Annotated in this window: 19 protein-coding genes; 7 read left to right on the top strand and 12 right to left on the bottom strand. The window is 62.7% G+C overall.

Annotated elements, in window-relative coordinates:
- Positions 1-542 precede the first annotated feature (542 nt).
- The 5 genes from Q0936_RS03770 (at position 543) to lpdA (ending at position 7,673) form a co-directional block, all read left to right on the top strand.
- A complete protein-coding gene (locus Q0936_RS03770) occupies positions 543-3,500 on the top strand; it encodes a 2-oxoglutarate dehydrogenase E1 component (RefSeq protein ID WP_299294577.1) in 2,958 nt (985 codons plus the stop codon).
- 4 nt (positions 3,501-3,504) lie between these two features.
- A complete protein-coding gene (gene odhB, locus Q0936_RS03765; protein ID WP_299294576.1) occupies positions 3,505-5,007 on the top strand; it encodes a 2-oxoglutarate dehydrogenase complex dihydrolipoyllysine-residue succinyltransferase in 1,503 nt (500 codons plus the stop codon).
- Positions 5,008-5,045: 38 nt separating this feature from the next.
- Positions 5,046-5,783 carry a hypothetical protein gene (locus Q0936_RS03760; RefSeq protein ID WP_299294574.1) on the top strand — a complete coding sequence of 246 codons (738 nt, stop codon included), beginning with the start codon at positions 5,046-5,048 and terminating at the stop codon, positions 5,781-5,783.
- Positions 5,784-5,786: 3 nt separating this feature from the next.
- A complete protein-coding gene (locus Q0936_RS03755; RefSeq protein ID WP_299294572.1) occupies positions 5,787-6,197 on the top strand; it encodes an MAPEG family protein in 411 nt (136 codons plus the stop codon).
- 87 nt (positions 6,198-6,284) lie between these two features.
- The gene (gene lpdA / locus Q0936_RS03750) at positions 6,285-7,673 is read left to right on the top strand and encodes a dihydrolipoyl dehydrogenase (RefSeq protein ID WP_299294568.1); all 1,389 of its coding nucleotides are present in this window, start codon (positions 6,285-6,287) and stop codon (positions 7,671-7,673) included.
- A gap of 52 nt (positions 7,674-7,725) precedes the next feature.
- On the opposite strand, the gene Q0936_RS03745 is transcribed toward lpdA, so the two are convergent.
- The 4 genes from Q0936_RS03745 to Q0936_RS03730 are packed head-to-tail and all read right to left on the bottom strand — an operon-like array spanning position 7,726 to position 10,622.
- Positions 7,726-8,328 (bottom strand): pyridoxamine 5'-phosphate oxidase family protein, encoded by a 603-nt coding sequence (locus tag Q0936_RS03745; protein WP_299294566.1) that lies wholly within the window; start codon positions 8,326-8,328, stop codon positions 7,726-7,728.
- Complete coding sequence (locus tag Q0936_RS03740; RefSeq protein ID WP_299294564.1) at positions 8,315-9,046, bottom strand: lysophospholipid acyltransferase family protein; 732 nt, start codon at positions 9,044-9,046, stop codon at positions 8,315-8,317. The genes Q0936_RS03745 and Q0936_RS03740 overlap by 14 nt, the downstream gene beginning before the upstream one ends.
- On the bottom strand, positions 9,043-9,948 hold the full coding sequence (locus Q0936_RS03735; protein ID WP_299294561.1) for an FtsX-like permease family protein: 906 nt from the start codon (positions 9,946-9,948) through the stop codon (positions 9,043-9,045). The genes Q0936_RS03740 and Q0936_RS03735 overlap by 4 nt, the downstream gene beginning before the upstream one ends.
- Positions 9,945-10,622 carry an ATP-binding cassette domain-containing protein gene (locus tag Q0936_RS03730; RefSeq protein WP_299294559.1) on the bottom strand — a complete coding sequence of 226 codons (678 nt, stop codon included), beginning with the start codon at positions 10,620-10,622 and terminating at the stop codon, positions 9,945-9,947. Before Q0936_RS03730 ends, Q0936_RS03735 begins: the two co-directional genes overlap by 4 nt.
- A 144-nt stretch (positions 10,623-10,766) precedes the next feature.
- On the opposite strand from Q0936_RS03730, the gene Q0936_RS03725 reads away from it, so the two are divergent.
- Positions 10,767-11,579 (top strand): zinc-ribbon domain-containing protein, encoded by an 813-nt coding sequence (locus Q0936_RS03725; protein ID WP_299294557.1) that lies wholly within the window; start codon positions 10,767-10,769, stop codon positions 11,577-11,579.
- Positions 11,580-11,585: 6 nt separating this feature from the next.
- Here the strand turns inward: Q0936_RS03725 and Q0936_RS03720 are convergent, their stop codons facing one another.
- The 6 genes from Q0936_RS03720 to argH all read right to left on the bottom strand — a co-directional run bounded on the left by Q0936_RS03720 (position 11,586) and on the right by argH (position 18,746).
- Complete coding sequence (locus tag Q0936_RS03720; protein ID WP_299294555.1) at positions 11,586-14,189, bottom strand: TIGR02302 family protein; 2,604 nt, start codon at positions 14,187-14,189, stop codon at positions 11,586-11,588.
- 66 nt (positions 14,190-14,255) lie between these two features.
- The gene (gene lysA / locus Q0936_RS03715; RefSeq protein ID WP_299138155.1) at positions 14,256-15,521 is read right to left on the bottom strand and encodes a diaminopimelate decarboxylase; all 1,266 of its coding nucleotides are present in this window, start codon (positions 15,519-15,521) and stop codon (positions 14,256-14,258) included.
- Between the two features lie 56 nt (positions 15,522-15,577).
- Positions 15,578-16,759, bottom strand: a complete 1,182-nt coding sequence (locus tag Q0936_RS03710) for a sugar-transfer associated ATP-grasp domain-containing protein (protein ID WP_299377876.1) — start codon at positions 16,757-16,759, stop codon at positions 15,578-15,580.
- A gap of 101 nt (positions 16,760-16,860) precedes the next feature.
- On the bottom strand, positions 16,861-17,178 hold the full coding sequence (locus Q0936_RS03705; RefSeq protein WP_299138162.1) for a DUF2834 domain-containing protein: 318 nt from the start codon (positions 17,176-17,178) through the stop codon (positions 16,861-16,863).
- A 3-nt stretch (positions 17,179-17,181) separates the two neighbouring features.
- On the bottom strand, positions 17,182-17,358 hold the full coding sequence (locus tag Q0936_RS03700) for a hypothetical protein (protein WP_299294551.1): 177 nt from the start codon (positions 17,356-17,358) through the stop codon (positions 17,182-17,184).
- Positions 17,355-18,746 (bottom strand): argininosuccinate lyase, encoded by a 1,392-nt coding sequence (gene argH, locus Q0936_RS03695; protein ID WP_299294549.1) that lies wholly within the window; start codon positions 18,744-18,746, stop codon positions 17,355-17,357. Before argH ends, Q0936_RS03700 begins: the two co-directional genes overlap by 4 nt.
- A gap of 25 nt (positions 18,747-18,771) precedes the next feature.
- Here argH and Q0936_RS03690 point away from each other — a divergent pair, with 25 nt between their 5' ends.
- A complete protein-coding gene (locus Q0936_RS03690; protein ID WP_299138170.1) occupies positions 18,772-19,335 on the top strand; it encodes a TlpA disulfide reductase family protein in 564 nt (187 codons plus the stop codon).
- Positions 19,336-19,440: 105 nt separating this feature from the next.
- On the opposite strand, the gene Q0936_RS03685 is transcribed toward Q0936_RS03690, so the two are convergent.
- Together Q0936_RS03685 and Q0936_RS03680 are read right to left on the bottom strand one after the other, a co-directional pair.
- A complete protein-coding gene (locus tag Q0936_RS03685) occupies positions 19,441-20,505 on the bottom strand; it encodes a Hint domain-containing protein (RefSeq protein WP_299138173.1) in 1,065 nt (354 codons plus the stop codon).
- 198 nt (positions 20,506-20,703) lie between these two features.
- On the bottom strand, positions 20,704-21,621 hold the full coding sequence (locus Q0936_RS03680; protein ID WP_299294547.1) for a lipid A-modifier LpxR family protein: 918 nt from the start codon (positions 21,619-21,621) through the stop codon (positions 20,704-20,706).
- Between the last annotated feature and the right edge of the window lie 105 nt (positions 21,622-21,726).

Raw genomic sequence — 21,726 nt, 5'->3', positions numbered from 1 at the left:
GAAGCCATGAAAGCCTGTTCTTCCGTCGGAGACCATGTTCATCGTCTGGACATTCTCCATGGCAAAGGTTGGCACCTCATACTGCCAAGCACTGCACTGGCGGCAACGTACGGAGACTCTCTGGCCGTAGCCAATCCACCAAAGGAAAATTCTATCGCTGCGTGGGAAAATACGCGAGCGTGGTCACGAGATCTCATGCCGTCATTTTTTGCATCAGCCGTTTCTGTGGCGCGCAAAAGTGACACTCTTCTAGCTCTCGGCCCACAGCGGCTAACAGATGCCCCGACCTGTTTTCTGATGACCGTCCCATCCGAACAAAGTGAAGTTTTTTTGACCTCCTTGAAACAGGCTGATCGTGTTAACGGCTGGGGTTACGGGCTTCGCGGTCAGTCCTCCGTCCAAAGCACAAGTGCTGATGGACGAAACTACCGTACAGATGTTTCAATTATGCTTGTGAAGCGCGACGCGCTCCCAGACCTCCCCAGTCCTTTGCATCCAACTTTGACAGTCAGCTTTGTCACTAAACCGGTAAGGTAACTCCAATGACCGACCAATCCCCCAACGACCAGTTCCATGCCTCGTCCTTCATGCAGGGGCACAATGCGGAGTATCTCGAACAGATGTACGCCCGCTATGCCAACGACCCCACGGCGGTCGACGAAAGCTGGCAGGCGTTCTTCAAGGCGATGGGCGACGATGAGGTCAGCGTCAAACGCGAGGCCGAGGGGCCAAGCTGGGCGCGTGCCGATTGGCCGCCGCAGCCCGGTGACGATCTGACCGCCGCCCTCACCGGCGAATGGGCGCCAGAGCCTGAGGTCAAAGGGGCCGGTGACAAGATCAAGGCCAAGGCCGCCGAAAAGGGCGTCGCGGTCAGCGATGACCAGATCAAACGCGCCGTGCTCGACAGTATCCGCGCGCTGATGATCATCCGGGCCTACCGGATCCGGGGGCACCTTGTGGCCGACCTCGACCCGCTGGGCATGCGCGACCAGACCCCGCACCCGGAACTGGATCCGAAATCCTACGGCTTCACCGAGGCCGACATGGATCGCCCGATCTTTATCGACAAGGTTCTGGGCCTCGACGTTGCGTCCATGCGCGAGATTCTGGCCATCGTAAAACGCACCTATTGCGGTACATTCGCCCTGCAATACATGCACATTTCCGACCCCGAACAGGCCGGGTGGCTCAAGGAGCGGATCGAAGGGCTGGGCAAAGAGGTCCAGTTCTCCCGCGAGGGACGCCGCGCCATTCTGAACAAGATGGTCGAGGCCGAAGGGTTCGAAAAATTCCTGCACGTCAAATACATGGGCACCAAACGGTTTGGCCTCGATGGCGGCGAAAGCCTGATCCCAGCGATGGAACAGATCATCAAACGCGGCGGCGCGCTGGGGGTGCGGGACATCGTCATCGGCATGCCCCACCGGGGCCGTCTGTCGGTGCTCGCCAACGTGATGCAGAAACCCTACAAGGCGATCTTCAACGAATTTCAGGGTGGGTCGTTCAAGCCCGAAGATGTGGACGGTTCGGGGGATGTGAAATACCACCTCGGCGCGTCGTCCGACCGCGAATTTGACGGCAACGAGGTGCACCTGTCGCTGACCGCGAACCCGTCGCACCTCGAGGCGGTAAACCCCGTTGTTCTGGGCAAGGCCCGCGCCAAACAGGATCAATACAAGGACGACAGCCGCACGTCGGTGATGCCGATCCTGTTGCACGGCGATGCGGCCTTTGCCGGGCAAGGCGTCGTGGCCGAGTGTTTCGCACTGTCGGGCCTGCGCGGTCACAAGGCGGGTGGCACCATGCACATCGTTGTCAACAACCAGATCGGGTTTACGACTGCGCCGCATTTCTCGCGCTCCTCGCCCTATCCCACCGACAACGCGCTGGTGGTCGAGGCGCCGATCTTCCACGTGAACGGCGATGACCCGGAGGCCGTGGTGCACGCCGCCAAGGTCGCAACCGAGTTCCGTCAAAAGTTCGGCAAGGACGTCGTGATCGACATCTTCTGCTACCGCCGGTTCGGGCACAACGAGGGCGACGAACCCATGTTCACCAACCCGGTGATGTACAAAAAGATCAAAAAGCAAAAGACGACGCTCACACTCTATACCGAGCGTCTGGTCCGTGACGGGCTGATCCCGGAGGGCGAGATCGAGGACATGAAGGCCGCGTTCCAGGCCCGCATGAATGACGAATTCGAGGCCGGCAAGGACTACAAACCGAACAAGGCCGACTGGCTGGACGGCAAGTGGTCGCATCTGGACAAGAACAAGGACGACTACCAGCGCGGCAAGACGGCCATCGCGCCCGAAACGCTGGCCGATGTGGGCCGCGCGCTGTCCACCGCCCCCGACGGGTTCCCGATGCACAAGACGGTGGGCCGGTTGCTCGATGCCAAAAAGGCGATGTTCGAGAGCGGCGAGGGCTTTGATTGGGCCACCGGCGAGGCCATCGCCTTTGGCTCGCTGCTGACCGAAGGGTTCCCCGTCCGGCTTGCCGGGCAGGACAGCACGCGCGGCACATTCAGCCAGCGGCATTCCGGCCTGATCAATCAGGACACCGAAGAACGGTACTATCCCCTGAACGCGATCCGCGCGGGCCAGGCGCAATACGAAGTCATCGACTCGATGCTGTCTGAATATGCGGTGCTGGGATTCGAGTACGGCTATTCGCTGGCCGAGCCCAACGCCCTGACCCTCTGGGAAGCACAGTTCGGCGACTTTGCCAACGGCGCGCAGATCATGTTCGACCAGTTCATCTCCTCGGGCGAAAGCAAATGGCTGCGGATGTCCGGCCTCGTGGTGCTGCTGCCCCACGGGTTCGAGGGCCAAGGCCCTGAACACTCGTCGGCCCGGCTGGAACGGTTCCTGCAGATGTGCGGCCAGGACAACTGGATCGTGGCCAACTGCACGACGCCTGCGAACTATTTCCACATCCTGCGCCGCCAGATCCACCGCGATTTCCGCAAGCCGCTGATCCTGATGACGCCCAAATCGCTGTTGCGTCATAAACTGGCCGTGTCCAAGGCCGAGGAGTTCACGACCGGATCCAGCTTCCACCGCGTGCTCTGGGATGACGCACAACTGGGCAATTCGGACACCACATTGGCCGCCGATGACAAGATCAAGCGTGTCGTGATGTGTTCGGGCAAGGTCTATTATGACCTGCTCGAGGAACGCGATGCCCGCGGGATCGACGATGTCTATCTGATGCGGATCGAACAGTTCTATCCGTTCCCGGCGATCAGCCTGGTCAAGGAACTGGAGCGGTTCAAGGGCGCCGAAATGGTCTGGTGTCAGGAAGAGCCCAAGAACCAGGGCGGCTGGACCTTCATCGAGCCCAACATCGAATGGGTGCTGACCCGGATCAAGGCCAAGCACCAGCGCCCGGTTTACGTGGGCCGCGCCACTTCGGCCTCGCCCGCCACGGGCCTCGCCAGCCAGCACAAAGCACAACAAGCCGCTCTCGTCGACGAAGCGCTGACCATCAAAGGATAAGACCATGACCACCGAAGTCCGCGTGCCCACCCTGGGCGAAAGCGTCACCGAAGCCACCGTCGCCACCTGGTTCAAGAAACCCGGCGACAGCGTGGCGGTTGATGAAATGCTCTGCGAGCTGGAGACCGACAAGGTCACCGTCGAAGTGCCCAGCCCCGTAGCTGGCACACTTGGCGACATCGTCGCCGCCGAAGGTGACACGGTTGGCGTCGATGCGCTGCTGGCCACGATCTCCGAGGGGGCAAGTGCGGATGCGCCTGCGGCTGATCCCGCCCCCGCGCCTGCGGCCGCCGAAGCACCCGCCGCAGGCGGCGAAAGCGTCGATGTCATGGTGCCGACCTTGGGCGAAAGCGTGACCGAAGCCACGGTCAGCACATGGTTCAAGGCCGTGGGCGACAGCGTGGCGCAAGACGAAATGCTCTGCGAGTTGGAAACCGACAAAGTCAGCGTCGAAGTGCCCGCCCCCGCCGCCGGTGTGCTGGCCGAGATCACGGCCCCCGAGGGGACGACCGTGGATGCAACAGCCAAACTGGCGGTGATCTCGTCCTCCGGCGCGGCTCCTGCTGCTTCTTCCGAACCCTCCGCCGCCCCGGCAGCCAGTGCGTCCAAGGCAGATGTCGAAGACGCCCCCGCCGCGAAAAAGGCCATGGCCGAGGCGGGCATCAGCCGCGACGCCCTGACCGGATCGGGCCGCGATGGTCGCGTGATGAAAGACGACGTGGCCAAGGCCGTCGCAGCAGCACGCTCGGCCCCGCCGCCTGCGGCGAGCGCGCCCGCCCCGCGTGCCCCAGTTGCCGCCAATGATGAGGCACGCGAAGAGCGGGTGAAGATGACCCGCCTGCGCCAGACCATCGCCAAGCGTCTGAAGGACAGCCAGAACACCGCCGCCATGCTCACCACCTACAACGAGGTCGACATGACCGAGGTGATGGCCCTGCGCAACGAGTACAAGGACCTTTTCCTGAAGAAGCACGGGGTCAAGCTGGGCTTCATGTCCTTCTTTACCAAGGCCTGTGTGCACGCGCTGAAAGAAGTGCCGGAGGTGAATGCCGAGATTGACGGCACCGACATCGTCTACAAGAACTTTGTCCACATGGGCATTGCCGCGGGTACACCCACGGGTCTCGTGGTGCCGGTGATCCGCGATGCGGACGCCATGAGCTTTGCCGCCATCGAGAAGGCTATCGCCGAGAAAGGCGCCCGTGCGCGCGACGGCAAGCTGTCCATGGCCGAGATGCAGGGTGGTACGTTCACGATCTCGAACGGCGGCGTCTACGGCTCGCTCATGTCCTCGCCCATCCTGAACCCGCCGCAATCGGGTATCCTCGGCATGCACAAGATCCAGGACCGCCCCATGGCCATCGGTGGCCAGGTGGTGATCCGTCCGATGATGTATCTGGCGCTCAGCTACGATCACCGCATCGTGGACGGCAAAGGTGCGGTGACATTCCTCGTGCGGGTGAAAGAAGCGTTGGAGGATCCGCGGCGGTTGTTGATGGATTTGTAAGGACGCGATGATCAAAAAACGCAAGAAAACATGCTGACATGGACTTTGGGTCGATCATTGAAGACTTGGGCGATCTGCCGGACAACCCTTTGGAGGTCTGGCTGATCGTCGCGAAACGTGCAGTCTTGGTCGCCAAAAACGCAAATGCGGGACACACGGCTGGTCAGAAAGATGTCAACAACGACCTGCTGCTGCACTTCCTTGATGAGATGTCGATGCGATTGAGCGTTGAGCGCCCTGTTTGGACCGGATCATCTAGCTACTCAAACAAGTGGGATACCGTTCAGAAACTGATCCAACGGCAAGACAACAAGTTGGCTGTGGAAAAGCTTGGCGCAAAAGTGGGTGCGACAGGGAACGGTACAGCCGCTCTTCCGGCGCCAGAGCAAGTCGAGATCTCCAACTCCGGTCTGGTCAAGATACACTCACTGCTTGGCGACTTGCGCCGCGCCGTCGACGCCACCGATCTGCCGGACAAGCAAAAAGCAAAGCTTCACAAACACCTGACAGCCTTTGAACGCGAATTGGTGACACGGTCGATGTCCTTGGGGCAGGCATTTGGCGTTTTGGCTTTGGTTGGGGCGGGGCTGGCCGGGGCCACCAGTACGCTAGCAGACGGCCCACAAGCTTGGGAAACACTTGGCAGGATCACGGCGGCTCTGGGTATCGAAAAAGAACAACAAGACAAAGCCCAGGAGATCGCAGATCAATCAAAGCAGACCGCTCTTCTTTCCTACGGCAACCATCCCGTCGATGAACCTGATCACACCGAGTAGACCATGACCCCGGAACTCACCGCCTTGACCCTTGCCGCTCTCCTTCAAACGGCACAATTCTATCTTATGGCGATCCCCACCAATATCGAATTGCCCCAAGGCAAAACCTTGTCGCCCAGAGACAGCGCACGCCTGGGCGGTGACATCAAAGAACAGGTCTCGCCTAAAACCGCCCGCCTGATCCGCGCCTGGGAAAACCATTTCGAAAGCCTGGCGCTCTTTGCCATCGCCAGCACCGTCATCGCGATCTCGGACCAGTCAACCCCGCTCACTGCCGCCTGCGCCTATATCTACGTCGCCGCACGCGTCGCCTATGTCCCCGCCTACTATTTCGGCCTCGTCCCCTGGCGGTCGCTGATCTGGTACACAGGCTTTACCGCCACAACCGTAATGCTCATCACCGCACTTCTTTAACCTTCCTTTCGCACCAAATATCTCGGGGGACGGCCAAAGGCCGGGGGGCAGCGCCCCCGCCCCACACCAACAAAAAGGACCACACCCATGGCCTCATACGACGTGATCATCATCGGCTCCGGCCCCGGCGGCTATGTCTGCGCCATCCGCTGCGCACAGCTGGGCCTGAAAACCGCCTGTGTCGAAGGGCGCGAGACGCTGGGCGGCACCTGCCTGAACGTGGGCTGCATCCCGTCCAAGGCACTGCTGCACGCCTCCCACATGCTGCACGAGGCCGAGCACAACTTTGCCGCCATGGGTCTCAAGGGCAAATCGCCTTCGGTCGACTGGAAACAGATGCTGACCTACAAGACCGACACCATCGGTCAGAACACCAAGGGCGTTGAATTCCTGTTCAAAAAGAACACGGTCGACTGGCTCAAGGGCTGGGGTTCAATCCCTGAGGCGGGCAAGGTCAAGGTGGGCGACGAGGTCCACGAGGCCAAGAACATCATCGTGGCCTCCGGCTCCGAGGTGGCGACATTGCCCGGTGTCGAGATCGACGAAAAGGTCGTGGTCAGCTCGACCGGCGCGCTGGAGCTGGGCAAGATCCCCAAGAAGATGGTGGTGATCGGCGCAGGCGTGATCGGGCTGGAGCTTGGGTCGGTTTACAGCCGTCTGGGATCCGAGGTGCAGGTGATCGAATTCCTTGACGCCGTGACCCCCGGCATGGACGCCGAGGTGCAGCGCCAGTTCCAAAAAATCATGACCAAGCAGGGCCTCGGCTTTACCATGGGCGCCGCCGTCCAATCGGTCGAGGCGACCAAGACCAAGGCCAAGGTCACCTACAAACTGCGCAAGGATGACAGCGAACACACCGTTGACGCAGACGTGGTGTTGGTTGCGACGGGCCGCAAGCCGTTTACCGACGGGCTGGGGCTGGACGCGCTGGGGGTCGAGATGACCAAGCGCGGGCAGATCGCGGTCGACGCCCATTGGCAGACCAATGTGCCGGGCATCTACGCTATCGGTGATGTGATCGAAGGGCCGATGCTGGCTCACAAGGCCGAGGACGAGGGCATGGCCGTCGCCGACACCATCGCGGGCAAGCACGGGCACGTGAACTATGGCGTGATCCCCGGCGTGATCTACACCCACCCCGAGGTCGCCAATGTCGGCGCCACCGAAGAGACGCTGAAGGACGCGGGCCACGCCTACAAGGTCGGCAAGTTCAGCTTTATGGGCAATGGCCGGGCCAAGGCGAACTTTGCCGCCGACGGCTTTGTCAAAATTCTGGCCGACGCGGAAACCGACCGTATTCTGGGCGCACATATCATTGGCCCCGCGGCGGGTGATCTGATCCACGAGGTCTGTGTCGCGATGGAATTTGGTGCCTCGGCCGAGGATCTGGCACTGACCTGCCACGCCCACCCGACCTATTCCGAAGCAGTGCGCGAAGCCGCTCTGGCATGCGGTCTGGGGCCGATCCACAGCTGATCCCGACCGCCCAAATCAGCAATCTGTCCCCGCGGGGACAGATTATGTTAAATTACCACATGCGCGGCTTGGCGTATTCGGGGTAGTTGCGGTCATACTCCGCCCCGCCATCCACGCCGTTCGACATGTCCGACAGGATTTGGCCCACGGTGGGCAGGTCCGCGCCGTCTTCGCGCGCCCAGAGGTCGGACCGCATCAGCGCCTTGGCGCATTGGGTATAGACCTCGCGCACCTCGAACAGGATCACGGTTGCGGGCTGCTTGTCACCCTTTGCAAAGCTGGCGCGCAGGTCGTCATCCGTCGTCAACCGCGCTTGACCGTTCACGCGCACGGTCGTGTTCGTCCCCCGCGCCATGAACAGCAGCGCTGCGCGCCCGTCCGCCACGATATCGCGCAGACAATCCAGCCGGTTGTTGCCGCGCCAGTCGGGCATGACCAGCATGTGCGGGCTGTCGATCCGCACAACCGGGCCGTCATCGCCACGGGGCGAGGCATGCACCCCGTCCGGGCCCACGGTGCTGAGCACACAGAACCGCGCGCCCTCGATCCACGTCCGGTAGAGCGGCGTCAGATGGTCAGCGACCTTACGGATCGAAGACGCGACGGGTGCGGGATAGAGCGCCTCGAGCGCGGCGATGTCGTCAACGTAGTGCATCGGGGTCAAACCCTCCTTCGCGCATCAGGGCATTGGACCGGGTCTCGACCGTGTCCTCGAGATGGGCGAGGAAGGCGTCGCGCTCCATCCCTTCGGGCATCGCGGGCAGAAATTCGACAATCGCGGTGCCGGGCCGGCGGATGATGCCCTTGCGCGGCCAAAAGATGCCGACATTCGTGGCCACAGGCACGCAGGGCTGGCCCAGTTGTTCATAGAGGACGGCGGTGCCGACCTTGTAAGGCGCTTTGACCCCCGGTGCCACGCGGGTGCCTTGGGAATAGATGATCAATTGACCGGGCGTGGCGCGACCCGCCTCGACATCGGCCACCATCTTGCCAATGGCCGCGCCGCGCTTGCCGCGTTCGACCGGCACACATTCCAGACGTTTGGCATAAAGGCCGATGATCGGGGTCCAGAGGATCTCGCGCTTCATAATGAATTTCGCGGATGGCAGCGCGGTAAAGATCATCATAATGTCGAGGAACGACTGGTGTTTGGCTGCGATCAGCACCTCGCCTTCGGGCACGGGGCCGCGGACTTCGGCCTTGATCCCCACCATCCAGCGCATCGACCAGAACACATAGCGGCTGTAGGTTTTGCAGGCCGATCGCGCGCCATGTTTGCTGAGGATGGCATAGGGTGCCCAGAGCACGCCAATGATCAGCATCATCACATAGATATGGCCGACAAAAACAAGCGACCGAAGGTATTGGATCATGTCAGGGTCCTTAGGGCGCGGCTGGCGGCGTAGGCGGTGGCAATCAGGGCAACGGCGGCGCAGATCAGCGGCAAGAGCAACGGCACCAGCCAGCCCGCGCCCTGAAACCCGATGCCAGTCAGGAAACCCGGTGTGTCGCCGCCCGTGGGCAGCAGCCAGACCGCGAGCAGGCCAATCACGACGCCGACGCCCGACCCGATCAGTGCGCGCAGGGTAAAGCGGCGCACAAAGGCCTGGGCGATGTAGCTATCAGTTGCACCAACAAGGCGCAGCACGGCGACCACCTGCGCGTTGGCGGCGAGGGCTGCGTTGGCGGCGAGTGTCACCATCGCGGCCACAGCGCCGAGGATCAGCAAGGCCGCAGCCCATCCGAGGATGCGCAACCGCTGCGCGGCGGACACCAAAGGCGCGCGCCACCTGCCGTGATCATCGAGAACTGCGCCCGGCACTTCGGCGGCGAGGCGCAGACGCAGGCCCGTGGCGTCGAACCCGTCGCGTGTTACCACGATCTCGATCAGGCGCGGCACCGGCAGTGCATCGAGCGGCAGGTCCTGCCCGAACCACGGTGCCAAAAGCGCCTGTTGTTCTTCGTCTGTCAAAGCACGGGCCGAAGCGATGCCCGGTGTGGTCGACAGCACCTCGAGCGCGGCTGTGGTCTGAATGGCGCGCTGGTCTTCGGGGGCGACGATGCGGATGGTCGCCGTGCGGGCCAGTTCATCGCCCCAGCGTTGCGCGAGCCGCCCGCTGGCCAGTGACAGGGCCAGTGCGAACACGGCCAGAAACGCCATAGCGCCCGAGGCAAATAGGGTCAGTTGCGCGGTAAAGCCGGTTGGCGGGACAACGCGGTCGGCCTGCCGGTCGCCTTGCAAGAGTGCGCGCAGGGTATGCAGGTCAAACCTCACAGGTCGGCCCCCGCGAGCTGCACCCGACGGTTTGAGATGCGCAGCACGCGGGCCTGCACCTGCGCCTTGGCCGCGCGGATCAGCGACAGATCGTGGGTGGCGATCAGCACGGTTTTGCCCATGCGGTTCAGTTCGACCAGCAGGGTCAGCAGCCGTTGTGACATGTCCCAATCGACGTTGCCTGTGGGTTCATCGGCCAGCACCACGTCCGGCGACATGATCACAGCACGCGCCAGCGCGGCGCGTTGACGTTCGCCGCCTGACAATTCGGGCGGCACGGCGCCTGCGCGGTTGGTCAGGCCGACCCAAGCCATCAACTCGCCCAGATCGGGGCCTGCGGCCTCGGCGTGGCGACCCGACACGGTGAGCGGCAGCGCGATGTTGTCGGCCACGGGCAGGTGATCGAGGAATTGCACGTCCTGATGCACAACGCCGATCTTGCGGCGGATCATCGCCACGTCATCGCGTTCCAGTGCCCGGACATCCGTTTCAAACAAGCGCACATGCCCCGCCGTCGGCAAGAGCGCGCCGTAGCACAGCTTGAGCAGCGTTGTTTTGCCCGCGCCCGATGGGCCGGTCAAAAAGTGGAACGATCCCGGCGCCAGCTTGACGGAGATATCCGACAACAGCTCGCCCCCGCCGTAACTGTAGGCCACATTTTCAAGCTCGATCACGCCTGCCCCCGCTCTTGGCACCTGTTGTGCCTCAGCATCATGCAGGTTTCAATCGGTATGCCCGCCCGCGCCATATGAAGATATGACTTTTCTGCCATATCGCTACAACATATGGTAACACACAAAAAAGAGGCAGGACGACTGATGCGGCTGATTTGTCCCAATTGCGACGCACAATATGAGGTTGTGGATGATGTGATCCCGACCGAGGGTCGTGACGTGCAGTGTTCGAACTGCGGGCAGACGTGGTTTCAGCACCATCCGGACCACGCGCCCGAAGAGTTGGACGCCGATGGCCTGCCCGAGGACTTATCTGAGCCCGACGACACCCCCACTGAAGACGAAGAGCGCGTACCGACCGCCGAGCCACAGCGCCGTGAGTTGGACCCGTCTGTTGCGGACATTCTGCGTCAAGAGGCGGAGGTCGAACAGCAGGCCCGTGCACAGGCGGCTGAAACCCTCGAAAGCCAGCCGGATCTGGGGCTCGAATCCGCCGAAAGTGATGGCGACCGCCGCGCCCGTGAAGCGCGCGAGCGCATGGCGAGGATGCGCGGCGAGGATCCCGGTCTGGCGCAGGTGTCCGAAGAGGTGGCAACCGCCGCGGCCATCGGATCGCGCCGCGATCTGTTGCCCGACATCGAAGAGATCAATTCGACCCTGCGGTCGACCAGCGACCGGCAATCCGGCGGTGGTACTGATGTGGCCGAACCGACGATGGAGGCCATGCCGCGCAAACGGTCAGGGTTTCGCCGCGGGTTCCTGTTGGTGATCTTGCTGGCGCTGGTGCTGGGTGCCGTTTACGTGTTTGCCCCGCAAATTGCGCAAGCCGTTCCGCAGGTTGACCCCTATCTGAGCGCCTATGTGGCGCAGGTCGACAGCGGTCGGGCGTGGCTGGACGGTCAGGTCACATCGCTGCTGCAATCGCTGGATCAGGCAGCGACATCCGGCGACGGCTGAACCGGTTCAGAACCGGTCCAGCAGACGTTTGAGGTAGTCCAACTCGACATCGGGGCGTTCGCCCTCGCCCGAGCGGCGGCGGATTTCGTCGAGCAGATCGCGTGCGCGGCGGTAGACGTCTTCGCCTTGCAGCAGCCCCTCTTCGGTGCCGACGGACCCGTTTGAGCCAGGATCACGCCCCAGCGGGTCACGCGCATCCGCGCGCCGGTCGCTTTCGGACATGCCTTGGCCCTGCTGGCTGTTCTGTGCCTCTTGCTGCATTGCCTCGCCCAAGGCGCGCATCCCCTCGCGGAGGGCTTCCATGGCCTGGCTCTGGTTGTCGATGGCCTCGGCAAAGTCGTCCTGACGCAGCGCCTCTTCGGCGCCGTCCATGGCGCGGCCCGCACGGTCAAGCGCGTCACGTGCCGCATCCCCTTCGGGTGTGCCGGCACCGGGCAGGCTGCCTTGTTGGCGGCGCAACTCATCGCGGAGCGCCTGTTGCCGGTCGGCCAGTGACCCTTCGCCCTGCCCGCCATCGGATTGCTGGTCGCCGTCACCGCCCTGTTGGCCGTCGCTTTGTTCGCCCTGACCCTCGCCACCCTGGCTGTGCTGGTTGCCACGGCCCTGCCCGCCATTGCGGCCCTCGTTGCCCTGGTTTTCACCAGCCTGGGCATCGGGATTGAACTGTTCCTGAAGGTCACGGAACGCCTGATCGCTCAGGCCCTGCTGTTCGCGCAGCGTATCGGCCAGCCCTTCCATGGCTTGCTCACTGGGGCTCTGGCCGCCTTGTCCTTCGCCCTGGGTGACGCGCATGTTCTCGAGCATTTCCTGAAGCTCTTGCAGGGCCTGTTCGGCCTCGGCCATGCGGCCCTGTTCCATGAGTTCCTGAATGCGGTCCATCATGCGTTGCAGATCGTCCTGGGTCATCTGCATCTGGTTTTGGTCGCCCGACTGGCGGTTTTCCTCGTTCGCGTCGGCGTCAAGTTCGGCCTGACGGGACAGTTGCCGCATGTAGTCGTCGGTGGCCCGGCGCAGCTCGCGCATCAGCTCTTCGATCTCGGCGGGGCTGGCCCCGTCGCGCATCGCCTGGTTCAACCGTTCCTTGGCGCGGCGCAGACGTTCGAGCGCGTTACTCAGGTCGCCCTCTTCGATAGCCAAGGCAAGGTCCCAGAGATCGCGGGCAATCCCTTCTTGTTGTTCGTCCGTCAGCCCGTAACTGGCGAGCGTTTCAAGGCGGTTGACCGCGCGGCGCAGGCGCAACTGGTCCACCTCGGTGCGGAACACGTCATCGGGGCGGTGCGCCACGGCGCGCAAGATCTGGGCCACGCGGGTCGCATTTTCGCGCGACCAAAGCAGATCGCGGCGTTGTTCGATGACGGCGGCGGCCAGCGGATCAAAGAAGCGACGCCCCGGCAGAGTGATGGCGCGCGGTTCGGTTTCGGACTGCTGTTCAGCGGCGTCGAGGACACTGAGCACCACGGTCACGGGCAGGTTGGCCCATGGGTGTTCCGAGAAATCTTCGATCAAGGTCTCTTCGAACTGGCTGCGGCTGCCTGCGATGGGCATGGGCAGGGCGATGGTCAGGGCGGGGCGGTCTTCGGGTGCGATGGCAAGGCCGTGGCGGCGGTCAACGGCACCGAGGTCGAGGGCGATGCGTGCCTCGCCCGCTTCGACGCCGTAGTCATCAGACGCCTGGAACGGCAATGACATTTCACCCAGCGCATCCGCATCGGGTTCGTTCAGGATGGCCACCGTCGGTGCGGTGTCGGGCAGGATTGCAATGGACCACGTGCGCCCACCGGGGCCGTTGATGGCGATGTCACCGGACTGGATCGCGGTAAAGTCCTGTTCAGAGGCGGAGGCCGGGGGCACTTCGCCTGCGCGGCCAGACACGGTTTCCGCCACGGTCAACGCGCCGATCTCGCCATAGAGACGCAGGGTGATCAGGCTGCCTGCGGGGATGTTGAGCGGCCCCTCAGGGATGTCGTTGAGGTAGATTGTGGGGCGGCCCGTGTAGCGCGGGCTTTCGACCCATCCTTCCCAGACCGGGCCGGTGGCGAGACCGTCCGCCGCGCCGGGTGCCATGGTCGCCACCGATCCCACGCGCCAGATGGAGCCGAAAATCAGGGCCACGGCAAAGATCAGAACCGCCACATACCGCAGGGCATAGGGGTCACGTCGCGAAACGCGCAGGTCGGCAGGCACTGCGCGCGCCTGTGACGCCCGTTCGGCCATGCGTGATTGGTGCGCGCGCCACACGGCGGTCGAGGCCGCATCGGTGCCGCCAATCGCCTGTGTGTCTTGTAGCGCCTGGAGCGGGCGGCCCGGCAATGTCGCATCCAAACGCGCAAGGGCCGCCGCCCGGCTCGGCACCCGGAAGCGTACAAAGGCATAGATCAGCGACGCCACGGCCGCGAGAGCCGCCACCACGGCGCCAGCCCAAACGATTTCGATCACCACGCGGTCCTGCAGGCCGAGCATGAGCACGGCAAAGACGGCGAGAACCACCGTCACCAGCGGCCATGTCGCCTGCCACAAGGATTCGGCAAACATCCCGATCCGGGTCCAAAACAGCGGCCAGCGGACCGCGTTCAGCCCACGGCGCACGTCATGTCGGGAAAAATTGGCCATCTGTCGCGTCCCTTGCCGGTGGCGCGGCGCACCATAGCGCCAAAAGCCGTCAAAGGCCCTGACGGGTCAGAGCCACTCGGGAATGGTATCTCGATTTATCATTTCGTCAAAGGTCGGACGTGGGCGGATCACCGCGTATTGATCACCGTGGACCAAAACTTCGGGGATGAGGGGGCGCGTGTTGTATTCGCTGCTCATGACCGCGCCATATGCACCGGCGGACCGGAACGCCACGAGGTCACCCGCGGCGAGGTGCGGCATCATCCGCCCCTTGGCAAAGGTGTCGCCGGATTCGCAGACCGGCCCCACGATGTCATAGGGTGCCTGTTCTGCCCCTGGCGCGGGTTCGATCACGGGGATGATGTCGTGATGCGCCTCGTACATGGCGGGGCGGATCAAATCGTTCATTGCGCCATCAAGGATCAGGAAATCGCGGCCTTCACCGGATTTCACATAGATCACCTCGGACACCATCAGTCCCGCGTTGCCCGCGATCAGGCGGCCCGGCTCGATCTCGATCTCGCAGCCGAGGTGGCCGACAGTACGCTCAACCAGCTTGCCATAGTCCGTGGGCAGCGGCGGCGCCTCGTTCGAGCGGGCGTAGGGGATGCCCAGCCCGCCGCCCAGGTCCAGCCGCTTGATCGTGTGGCCGTCAGCGCGCAATTGTTCGGTCAGCTCGGCCACCTTTTGATAGGCCAGTTCAAACGGCGCGAGGTCGGTCAACTGGCTGCCGATATGGACGTCGATGCCAATCACGTCGAGGTTGCCCAGCGACGCGGCAAGGGCATAGACCTCGCGGGCGCGGGCGATGGGGATGCCGAATTTGTTCTCGGACTTGCCAGTTGCGATCTTGGCGTGTGTTTTGGCGTCGACATCGGGGTTCACACGGATGGTGATCGGTGCGCGCACGCCAACCTCACCCGCGACACGGTTGAGGACCTCCATCTCGGGTTCGGATTCGACGTTGAACTGGCGGATACCGCCGGTCAGCGCCATACGGATTTCGTCGGCCGTCTTGCCCACGCCAGAGAACACGATCCTGTCACCCGGCACGCCTGCGGCCTTGGCACGGGCGTATTCGCCGCCCGACACCACATCCATGCCAGCGCCTGCCTGCGCCAATGTCTTGAGGATGGCCTGATTGCTCGCCGCCTTCATCGCGTAGCAGACAAGGTGATCCATGCCGGCGAGCGCCTCGTCAAAGAGGGTGAAGTGGCGCAACAGGGTCGCGGTGGAATAGACGTAAAAGGGCGTGCCAACTGTCGCCGCAATGTCGGCGATGGGCACATCTTCGGCATAGAGAGCGCCGTCGCGGTAGAGAAAATGATCCATGACCCGCCCTTAGCGTCAGGCGGGTCACAGATCAATTGGTCATGTTGTTCAGCGGGTCAGCGCTTTTTTCGGGTTCCGGCGTTCAGACGGGCAACCTGCTTGCTCTGGCGCTGCGCGACGGCGTCCCAAGTGGGGGCCAATTCCGGCTGCGTGACCCCGGTGCCGGAGGCAATCTGGTAGAGCATGTGCGACGGGTTGTCGTTGCATTCCAGCACTTTGGGCCCGTCCGCGGTAACCGCAATGTCAAAACCACAGACGCCAAATTCGGGGAACACGGCATGCGCGTCCTGCGCGATTTTCAGTGTTTCGGCCCAGAACGGCAGTGTCACACCGACCATCGGCGCGCCGGAGACGGGGTGATCGGCCATGCGTTCGGCCTTGAGCCCCGTGCCACGGACACATGTGAGGATCTCGCCGCTGTGCAGGTCAATATGGGCCAAAAGGCTGCCGTCTTGCCAGAAGTTGTCAGACATCGCCGCAGGTGCAGGCAGTTTCCAGACGGCGTAGGCGGGCGTCGGCCCGGCGCCGTCATTCACGGTCACAATGCGCACACAGCCGATGGACGGCCCCGCGATGACGGCCATGTCGGGGTGCGGATCGAGCGCGGTTTGCATCAGGAAGCCACCAGGATAGCGGTCCATGACCTCTTCGGCAAAGGCCGCGATGTCCTGTGTCAGGCCATTGCCCAGCCGCAGCGTGTCGCCGTCACGGCCATCAATGCGCACGGACCCTTCGGACAGAGACCCATGGTGGGGTTTGCCGAATAGAGGAAACTGTGCCGTTTCGCGTAGGAACGTCGCAATATCGTCAGCACTCCGCAGGATCGGCAGTTTGCCTGCGTCACGGAATTTGCTGACCAGCGCCTGTGTCGTAGATGTGCCGATGCCCAATTGAGCCAGCAGTTGCGTGTAGAGCAGTTTGTTGCCGACAAAGGCCCGTGTGGGCACGGCAACCGGCGGGTTCATGGAGGTGTTGAGCGCGTTGATCCCCGCCTGCCCAAGAAAAGCGCGTTTGGCCGTCGGCGCGATGTCCGGATCAAAGAGGCGCAGGGAATAGTATTCCGGGCCGCTGAGTTTCTGCGCCCCGCGCCGCATCGAAAAGATGTCGCGCATCTGACGCAGGGGGCTGACCCCGAATTGCTGCGCCACTTGGGCGATCAAGGGTGCTTCGGCTTTCTTCGCCGCGCCCGGTCCATCGAGAAGCGCCCCTTTGGGTGCCTGAATACCTGTATCTGTCATAGCGTTGCCCCGCGTTTTGATACCCATTTGTGCTGGATTCACATGGTACGAGGCAAAAATGGCAACAATTGGGCGTGATTGTTTCCGTTTTGGCTAAAGTCTTAGGTAACCGGGCGGGATCGAAGGAAAAGGTAGAGCGGCAAGCCGCAACTGACGCCGATGCAGAAGGTCGCGGGGATCGCCACAAGGGCCAGCCAGTTGCGCCGGGCCATGACCTCGGACACGATCCAGATGGTCAGGGCCAGTGCGGCAATCGTCAGGTCCCAGACCAGGCCGCTGGTCGCGGCATTGACGTGCCAGGCGTCGACCATGGCCATGATGTCATAGCTGTTTTCGTTGAACCAGCTGATGAAATAGAACATCGGGTGGATGGCGCCCCAGATGGCGAGGCCCAGATAGATCACGCGCACCGGGGCCATGGATCAGAACACTCCGACGCCGACAGTCAACGGCCCTTTGGTCACGCCCACCGTTGCACCGGCATTGACGCCCCCCGACCCGATGCCAACGTTCACCGCACCATGCGGTTTCAGCGGCTCACCATCCACGCCACACGCGGCGAGCGACAGCAGGGACAACAGGCAAAGGGCGCGGATCATGGCAAGAGGTCCTTCCAGCGGGCGATCTGTTGGCGCACCTGATCAGGCGCGGTTCCGCCATAAGATGTACGCGATGCGACGGAATTTTCCACGCTCAAAACGTCAAACACGCCCTCGGTGATGCCGTCATGGGCGGTTTTCATCTGATCCAGTGTCAAATCCGGCAGGTCGCAGCCCTGCTGTTCGGCCAATGCCACGAGGCTTCCGGTGATGTGGTGGGCGTCGCGGAACGGCAGGCCCAGCACCCGCACCAGCCAGTCGGCGAGGTCCGTGGCGGTGGAAAATCCGGAGCCTGCGGCGGCAGCGAGGCTGTCACGGTTGGCAGTCATGTCGCGCACCATCCCGTCCATCGCAGCGAGCGCCAGCATCCAGTTGTCGGCGGCGTCAAAGACCTGTTCCTTGTCTTCCTGCATGTCCTTGGAATATGCGAGCGGCAGCCCCTTCATCACCATCATCAGCGCGGTGTTGGCCCCAAAGATGCGGCCCACCTTGGCGCGGATCAGCTCGGCCGCGTCGGGGTTTTTTTTCTGCGGCATGATCGACGAGCCGGTTGAGAACCGGTCGGACAGGGTGACAAAGCGGAACTGGGCCGAGGACCAGATCACGAGTTCTTCGGCAAAGCGGCTGAGGTGCATGGCGCAGATGCTGGCCACGTTCAGGAATTCGAGGGCAAAGTCGCGGTCGCTGACAGCATCGAGGCTGTTTGCGGCGGGCCGGTCGAAACCCAGCGTCGTGGCCGTCATGTGCCGGTCGATGGGAAAGGACGTGCCCGCCAATGCCGCGGCCCCCAGCGGGCTTTCGTTCATCCGGGCGCGGGCGTCGCGCACGCGGCTGAGGTCACGACCAAACATTTCCACATAGGCCATCATGTGGTGGCCCCATGTCACGGGCTGCGCGGTTTGCAGATGGGTAAAGCCGGGCATGACCCAGGCGGCGCCCGCCTCTGCCTGATCCAGCAACGCACCGATCAGCGACACGAGCGCGCCGTCAGCGGCGTCCAGTTGGTCGCGCACCCAGAGTTTAAAATCGGTGGCGACCTGGTCATTGCGGCTGCGCCCCGTGTGCAGGCGGCCAGCCGGTTCACCGATGAGGTCCTTGAGGCGCGCCTCGACGTTCATGTGGATGTCTTCGAGGGCGGTCGAAAAGGCAAAATCGCCCGCTTCGATTTCTGACAAGACCGTGAGCAGCCCTTCCCGTATCGCGTCGACATCCTTAGTGTCCAGAATGCCGGTGGCGCCCAACATGGCGGCATGGGCGCGCGAGCCTGCGATGTCCTGGGACGCCATGCGCTGGTCAAATCCGATCGAGGCATTAATTGCCTCCATGATCGCATCTGGCCCGGCAGCAAAGCGCCCGCCCCACATCGCATTTGCGGATTTGTCGGTCATAAACGTGCCCACCCAAGGAAGTGACATGAAAAAGATTGTTATCGCAGCCCTCTACATGGCCCTGACCGTGGGCGCAATTCCCGGCCATGCCGACACCGACGCGGCCATCGCTGCGCGGTCGGGTGACATGAAGAAACTGATCTTTCACAGCGCACCCGAAGCGGTGTCGAATGCAGCCTATGATCTGGCGGACGGCGCAGGTCAGGGCACGCTGGCCGACTACAAGGGCAAGCATGTGCTGGTGAATTTTTGGGCCACGTGGTGTGCGCCGTGCCGCCACGAGATGCCCATGCTGTCGGAATTGCAGGCCGAGTTCGGGGGCGACGATTTTGAAGTCGTGACCATCGCCACCGGGCGCAACAATCCGGCGGCCATTTCCCAGTTTCTGGAAGATATTAACGCCACCAACCTGCCCCGCCATCAGGATCCCAAGCAAAAGCTGGCCGCTCAAATGGGTGTGTTTGGCTTGCCGATCACGGTGCTGATTGACCCCGAGGGTCGCGAGATTGCGCGGTTGCGTGGCGACGCCGATTGGTCATCGGACAGCGCCAAGGCGGTGATTTCAGCGTTGATCGGGGCAAAGGGCTGACGCGAGGCCAGTCTTTCAGCTGCGTTTTGGTCTCCGCCGACCTGTTGGCGGAGGACTATTTCATTCGCCGAACCATGCACAAACGGCGGCTGCGTTGCGCGCGGATCAGGCCGCGTGGCGCAGGATTGCCGCCTCGCTGGCGCTGAGGTTCCGACGCGCGTAGGTGCCGTAGGTGTGAGCGTCAAATTCCAGATCGGGCAGTTGATCCAACAAGCGCGTTCGATCCCCATCCGCAAGTGTCGACAGAGCCGCGTTCGCGGGGTGGAAGCTTTCTGTTTCGACGCCGTTGGCCCGAAGTACCTCGTGGCGCGGAAGCAGAAGGTGCACATAGGTCACCTCGCGTGCCTTGAGATCGACGGTCACGCTTGTCCCGTTGATCAGGTCTTTGGCCGCGACCAGCACTTCGGGTGTGTTGAACAGATCACGTGCCACGTCGCCCTGAACCAACATCCGGTGTTCCGGTGACACCAACAATTCCTGATCGGGACGGTCAATGCCCAGCGCACCTGCCGCGAACCGGATCGGTCGCAGGCGCGGCAAAGCAAACAGGCGCGCGCCGCTCATCCGGCGGCTGCCGATCCAAAGGATGTCCTGTGCGCCATTGTCCTTGGTTGAAACGCGGTCGCCTTCGCGCAGGTCTTCGATCAGGCGTGGACCGTCGGGCGTGTCGATCCGCGTGCCGGGGGTAAAGCAAATAACCCCGCCGGATGCTGGCCCGACCGCGTCACCCACCGCCGTATTGAGCGTGTGATGCACGACCCACAAGTCGGCCTTGCGGGGGGGAATATCGTCGAGGAACATCAACAAAGGCGGCGTGCCGGGTGCGACGTCGATGACAGTGACTGTGTAGCTCTTGGCGCCGTCCGTCACCACAAAGCTGCTGTCTGTCATCAGCGCGTCGGTGTCCGCAGCGCCTGTGTCAGGTTGCGAACGATCCATCGCCGCCCCAACCAATCTGTGTACCATACGCGCCGCACGCTTGCGGATCGCCTCGGCGCCGTCTGCCCTGTCCAACCGCAACACATCTTGCGGACCATCCACGCGCACAGCGTCCCCACGCCATGCCCAAGCGGCACCCACAGTCAACGACTGCAAAGGTGCGGCCTCGAGACCGTCTACTTCTGTTTGCGACCAGGAGATGACAAACGTGCCACGAAAGCCCGTTTCCATTGCCTGTATGCCTGCCTTGTCTTTTTTTATTAAGAAGACGTTAACAAAGGCAAAACCACCTGTGAAGTTCGGAATTGTGTCAGATTCCAGTGTGTTGCAGGAATGCCTTGACGTGGTTTCCGCAAGGTTGACGCAAAAACGATGCACGTAAGCCGGGAAACTGCCGCGTAACCCTTGCGTGCATGAATGCGCGTCAGGCTAGAATGCCACCTTGAACCGCACCGATCCGACGATCTGCCCTTCGCTCTGTCCTTCGAATTCTTCGCCCAGATAAGTCAGGCCGTAAAAGCCGGAAATGCCTGCCTCACTCTGCCACATGATGCCCGCGCGGACGCGTTCGCGGCTGTCTTCGGCGATGACACCACGGTCCGCGGGCAGAAATTCACTGTCGCTGACGGCGGCGATGTCGGCCCCCAGAACAAAGCTGTACCCGCTCCAGTCGCCTTCGATGGCGCGGTAACGATGGCCCGTGACGCTGTCGCGGATCAGCAATTCGCCCTGCCCCAGCGCGCCAAAGGTCAGGTCGACACCGGCGCGCACCAGGGTTTCATTGCCTGCGCGCCCTTCGAGAAAGGGGCGGACCACCGTGCTGTCGCTCAGCGCATAGGTTTGGCCCATTTCGACCACGACCGTCGGGTTGATGGCGTTGCCAATTTGCGACGACCGGACAGCATCCGAGGGGCGCACGATGTTGAACGTGTCGTGGAAGGCATCCTGAAATTCATCCAGTCGGGTTTGTGGCCCGAGGAACACCAGGTCACCGCCTACGGAAAATTCGGTGCGACCGCGTTGGAAATGCGTGTGCAGGCCAATCGACAACGCACCGGCATAGGGTCTGTCGCCCGGAGCCGGCGTGCGGATGTCGTCCGGTGCCAGGATTTCTGCGCCCAGACGCAGTTCGAGCAGTTGCCCAAAGCCTTCGGGGGCCTGACCAGCCCATGTCGGCCCCCAGACACGCGATGACTGGAAACCACCCGTGCGCCAGCGGTCTTCGCCGTCGCCAAAGAAGTCGTTGGTGATCAGTCTGCCATAGCCGAGGCGCTTGCGCTCTTGCGCGTCTACGGGGGTGGAAAGGCACGCAGCGGATACCAGTGCGGCCACAATAAATCTGGACATCAGGCATTCCTGATCAAAGGTGCCCCCCCGGGCAAGAACCCGCCTACTCCAATCCGCCCTGATTTGCCTAGTGCTGAAGCGCCGCACTGGTGTTTTCTTGTGCCG

This window comes from uncultured Tateyamaria sp. (assembly GCF_947488715.1).
GTDB lineage: Bacteria > Pseudomonadota > Alphaproteobacteria > Rhodobacterales > Rhodobacteraceae > Tateyamaria.
This window is presented reverse-complemented; position numbering and strand designations above follow the sequence as displayed.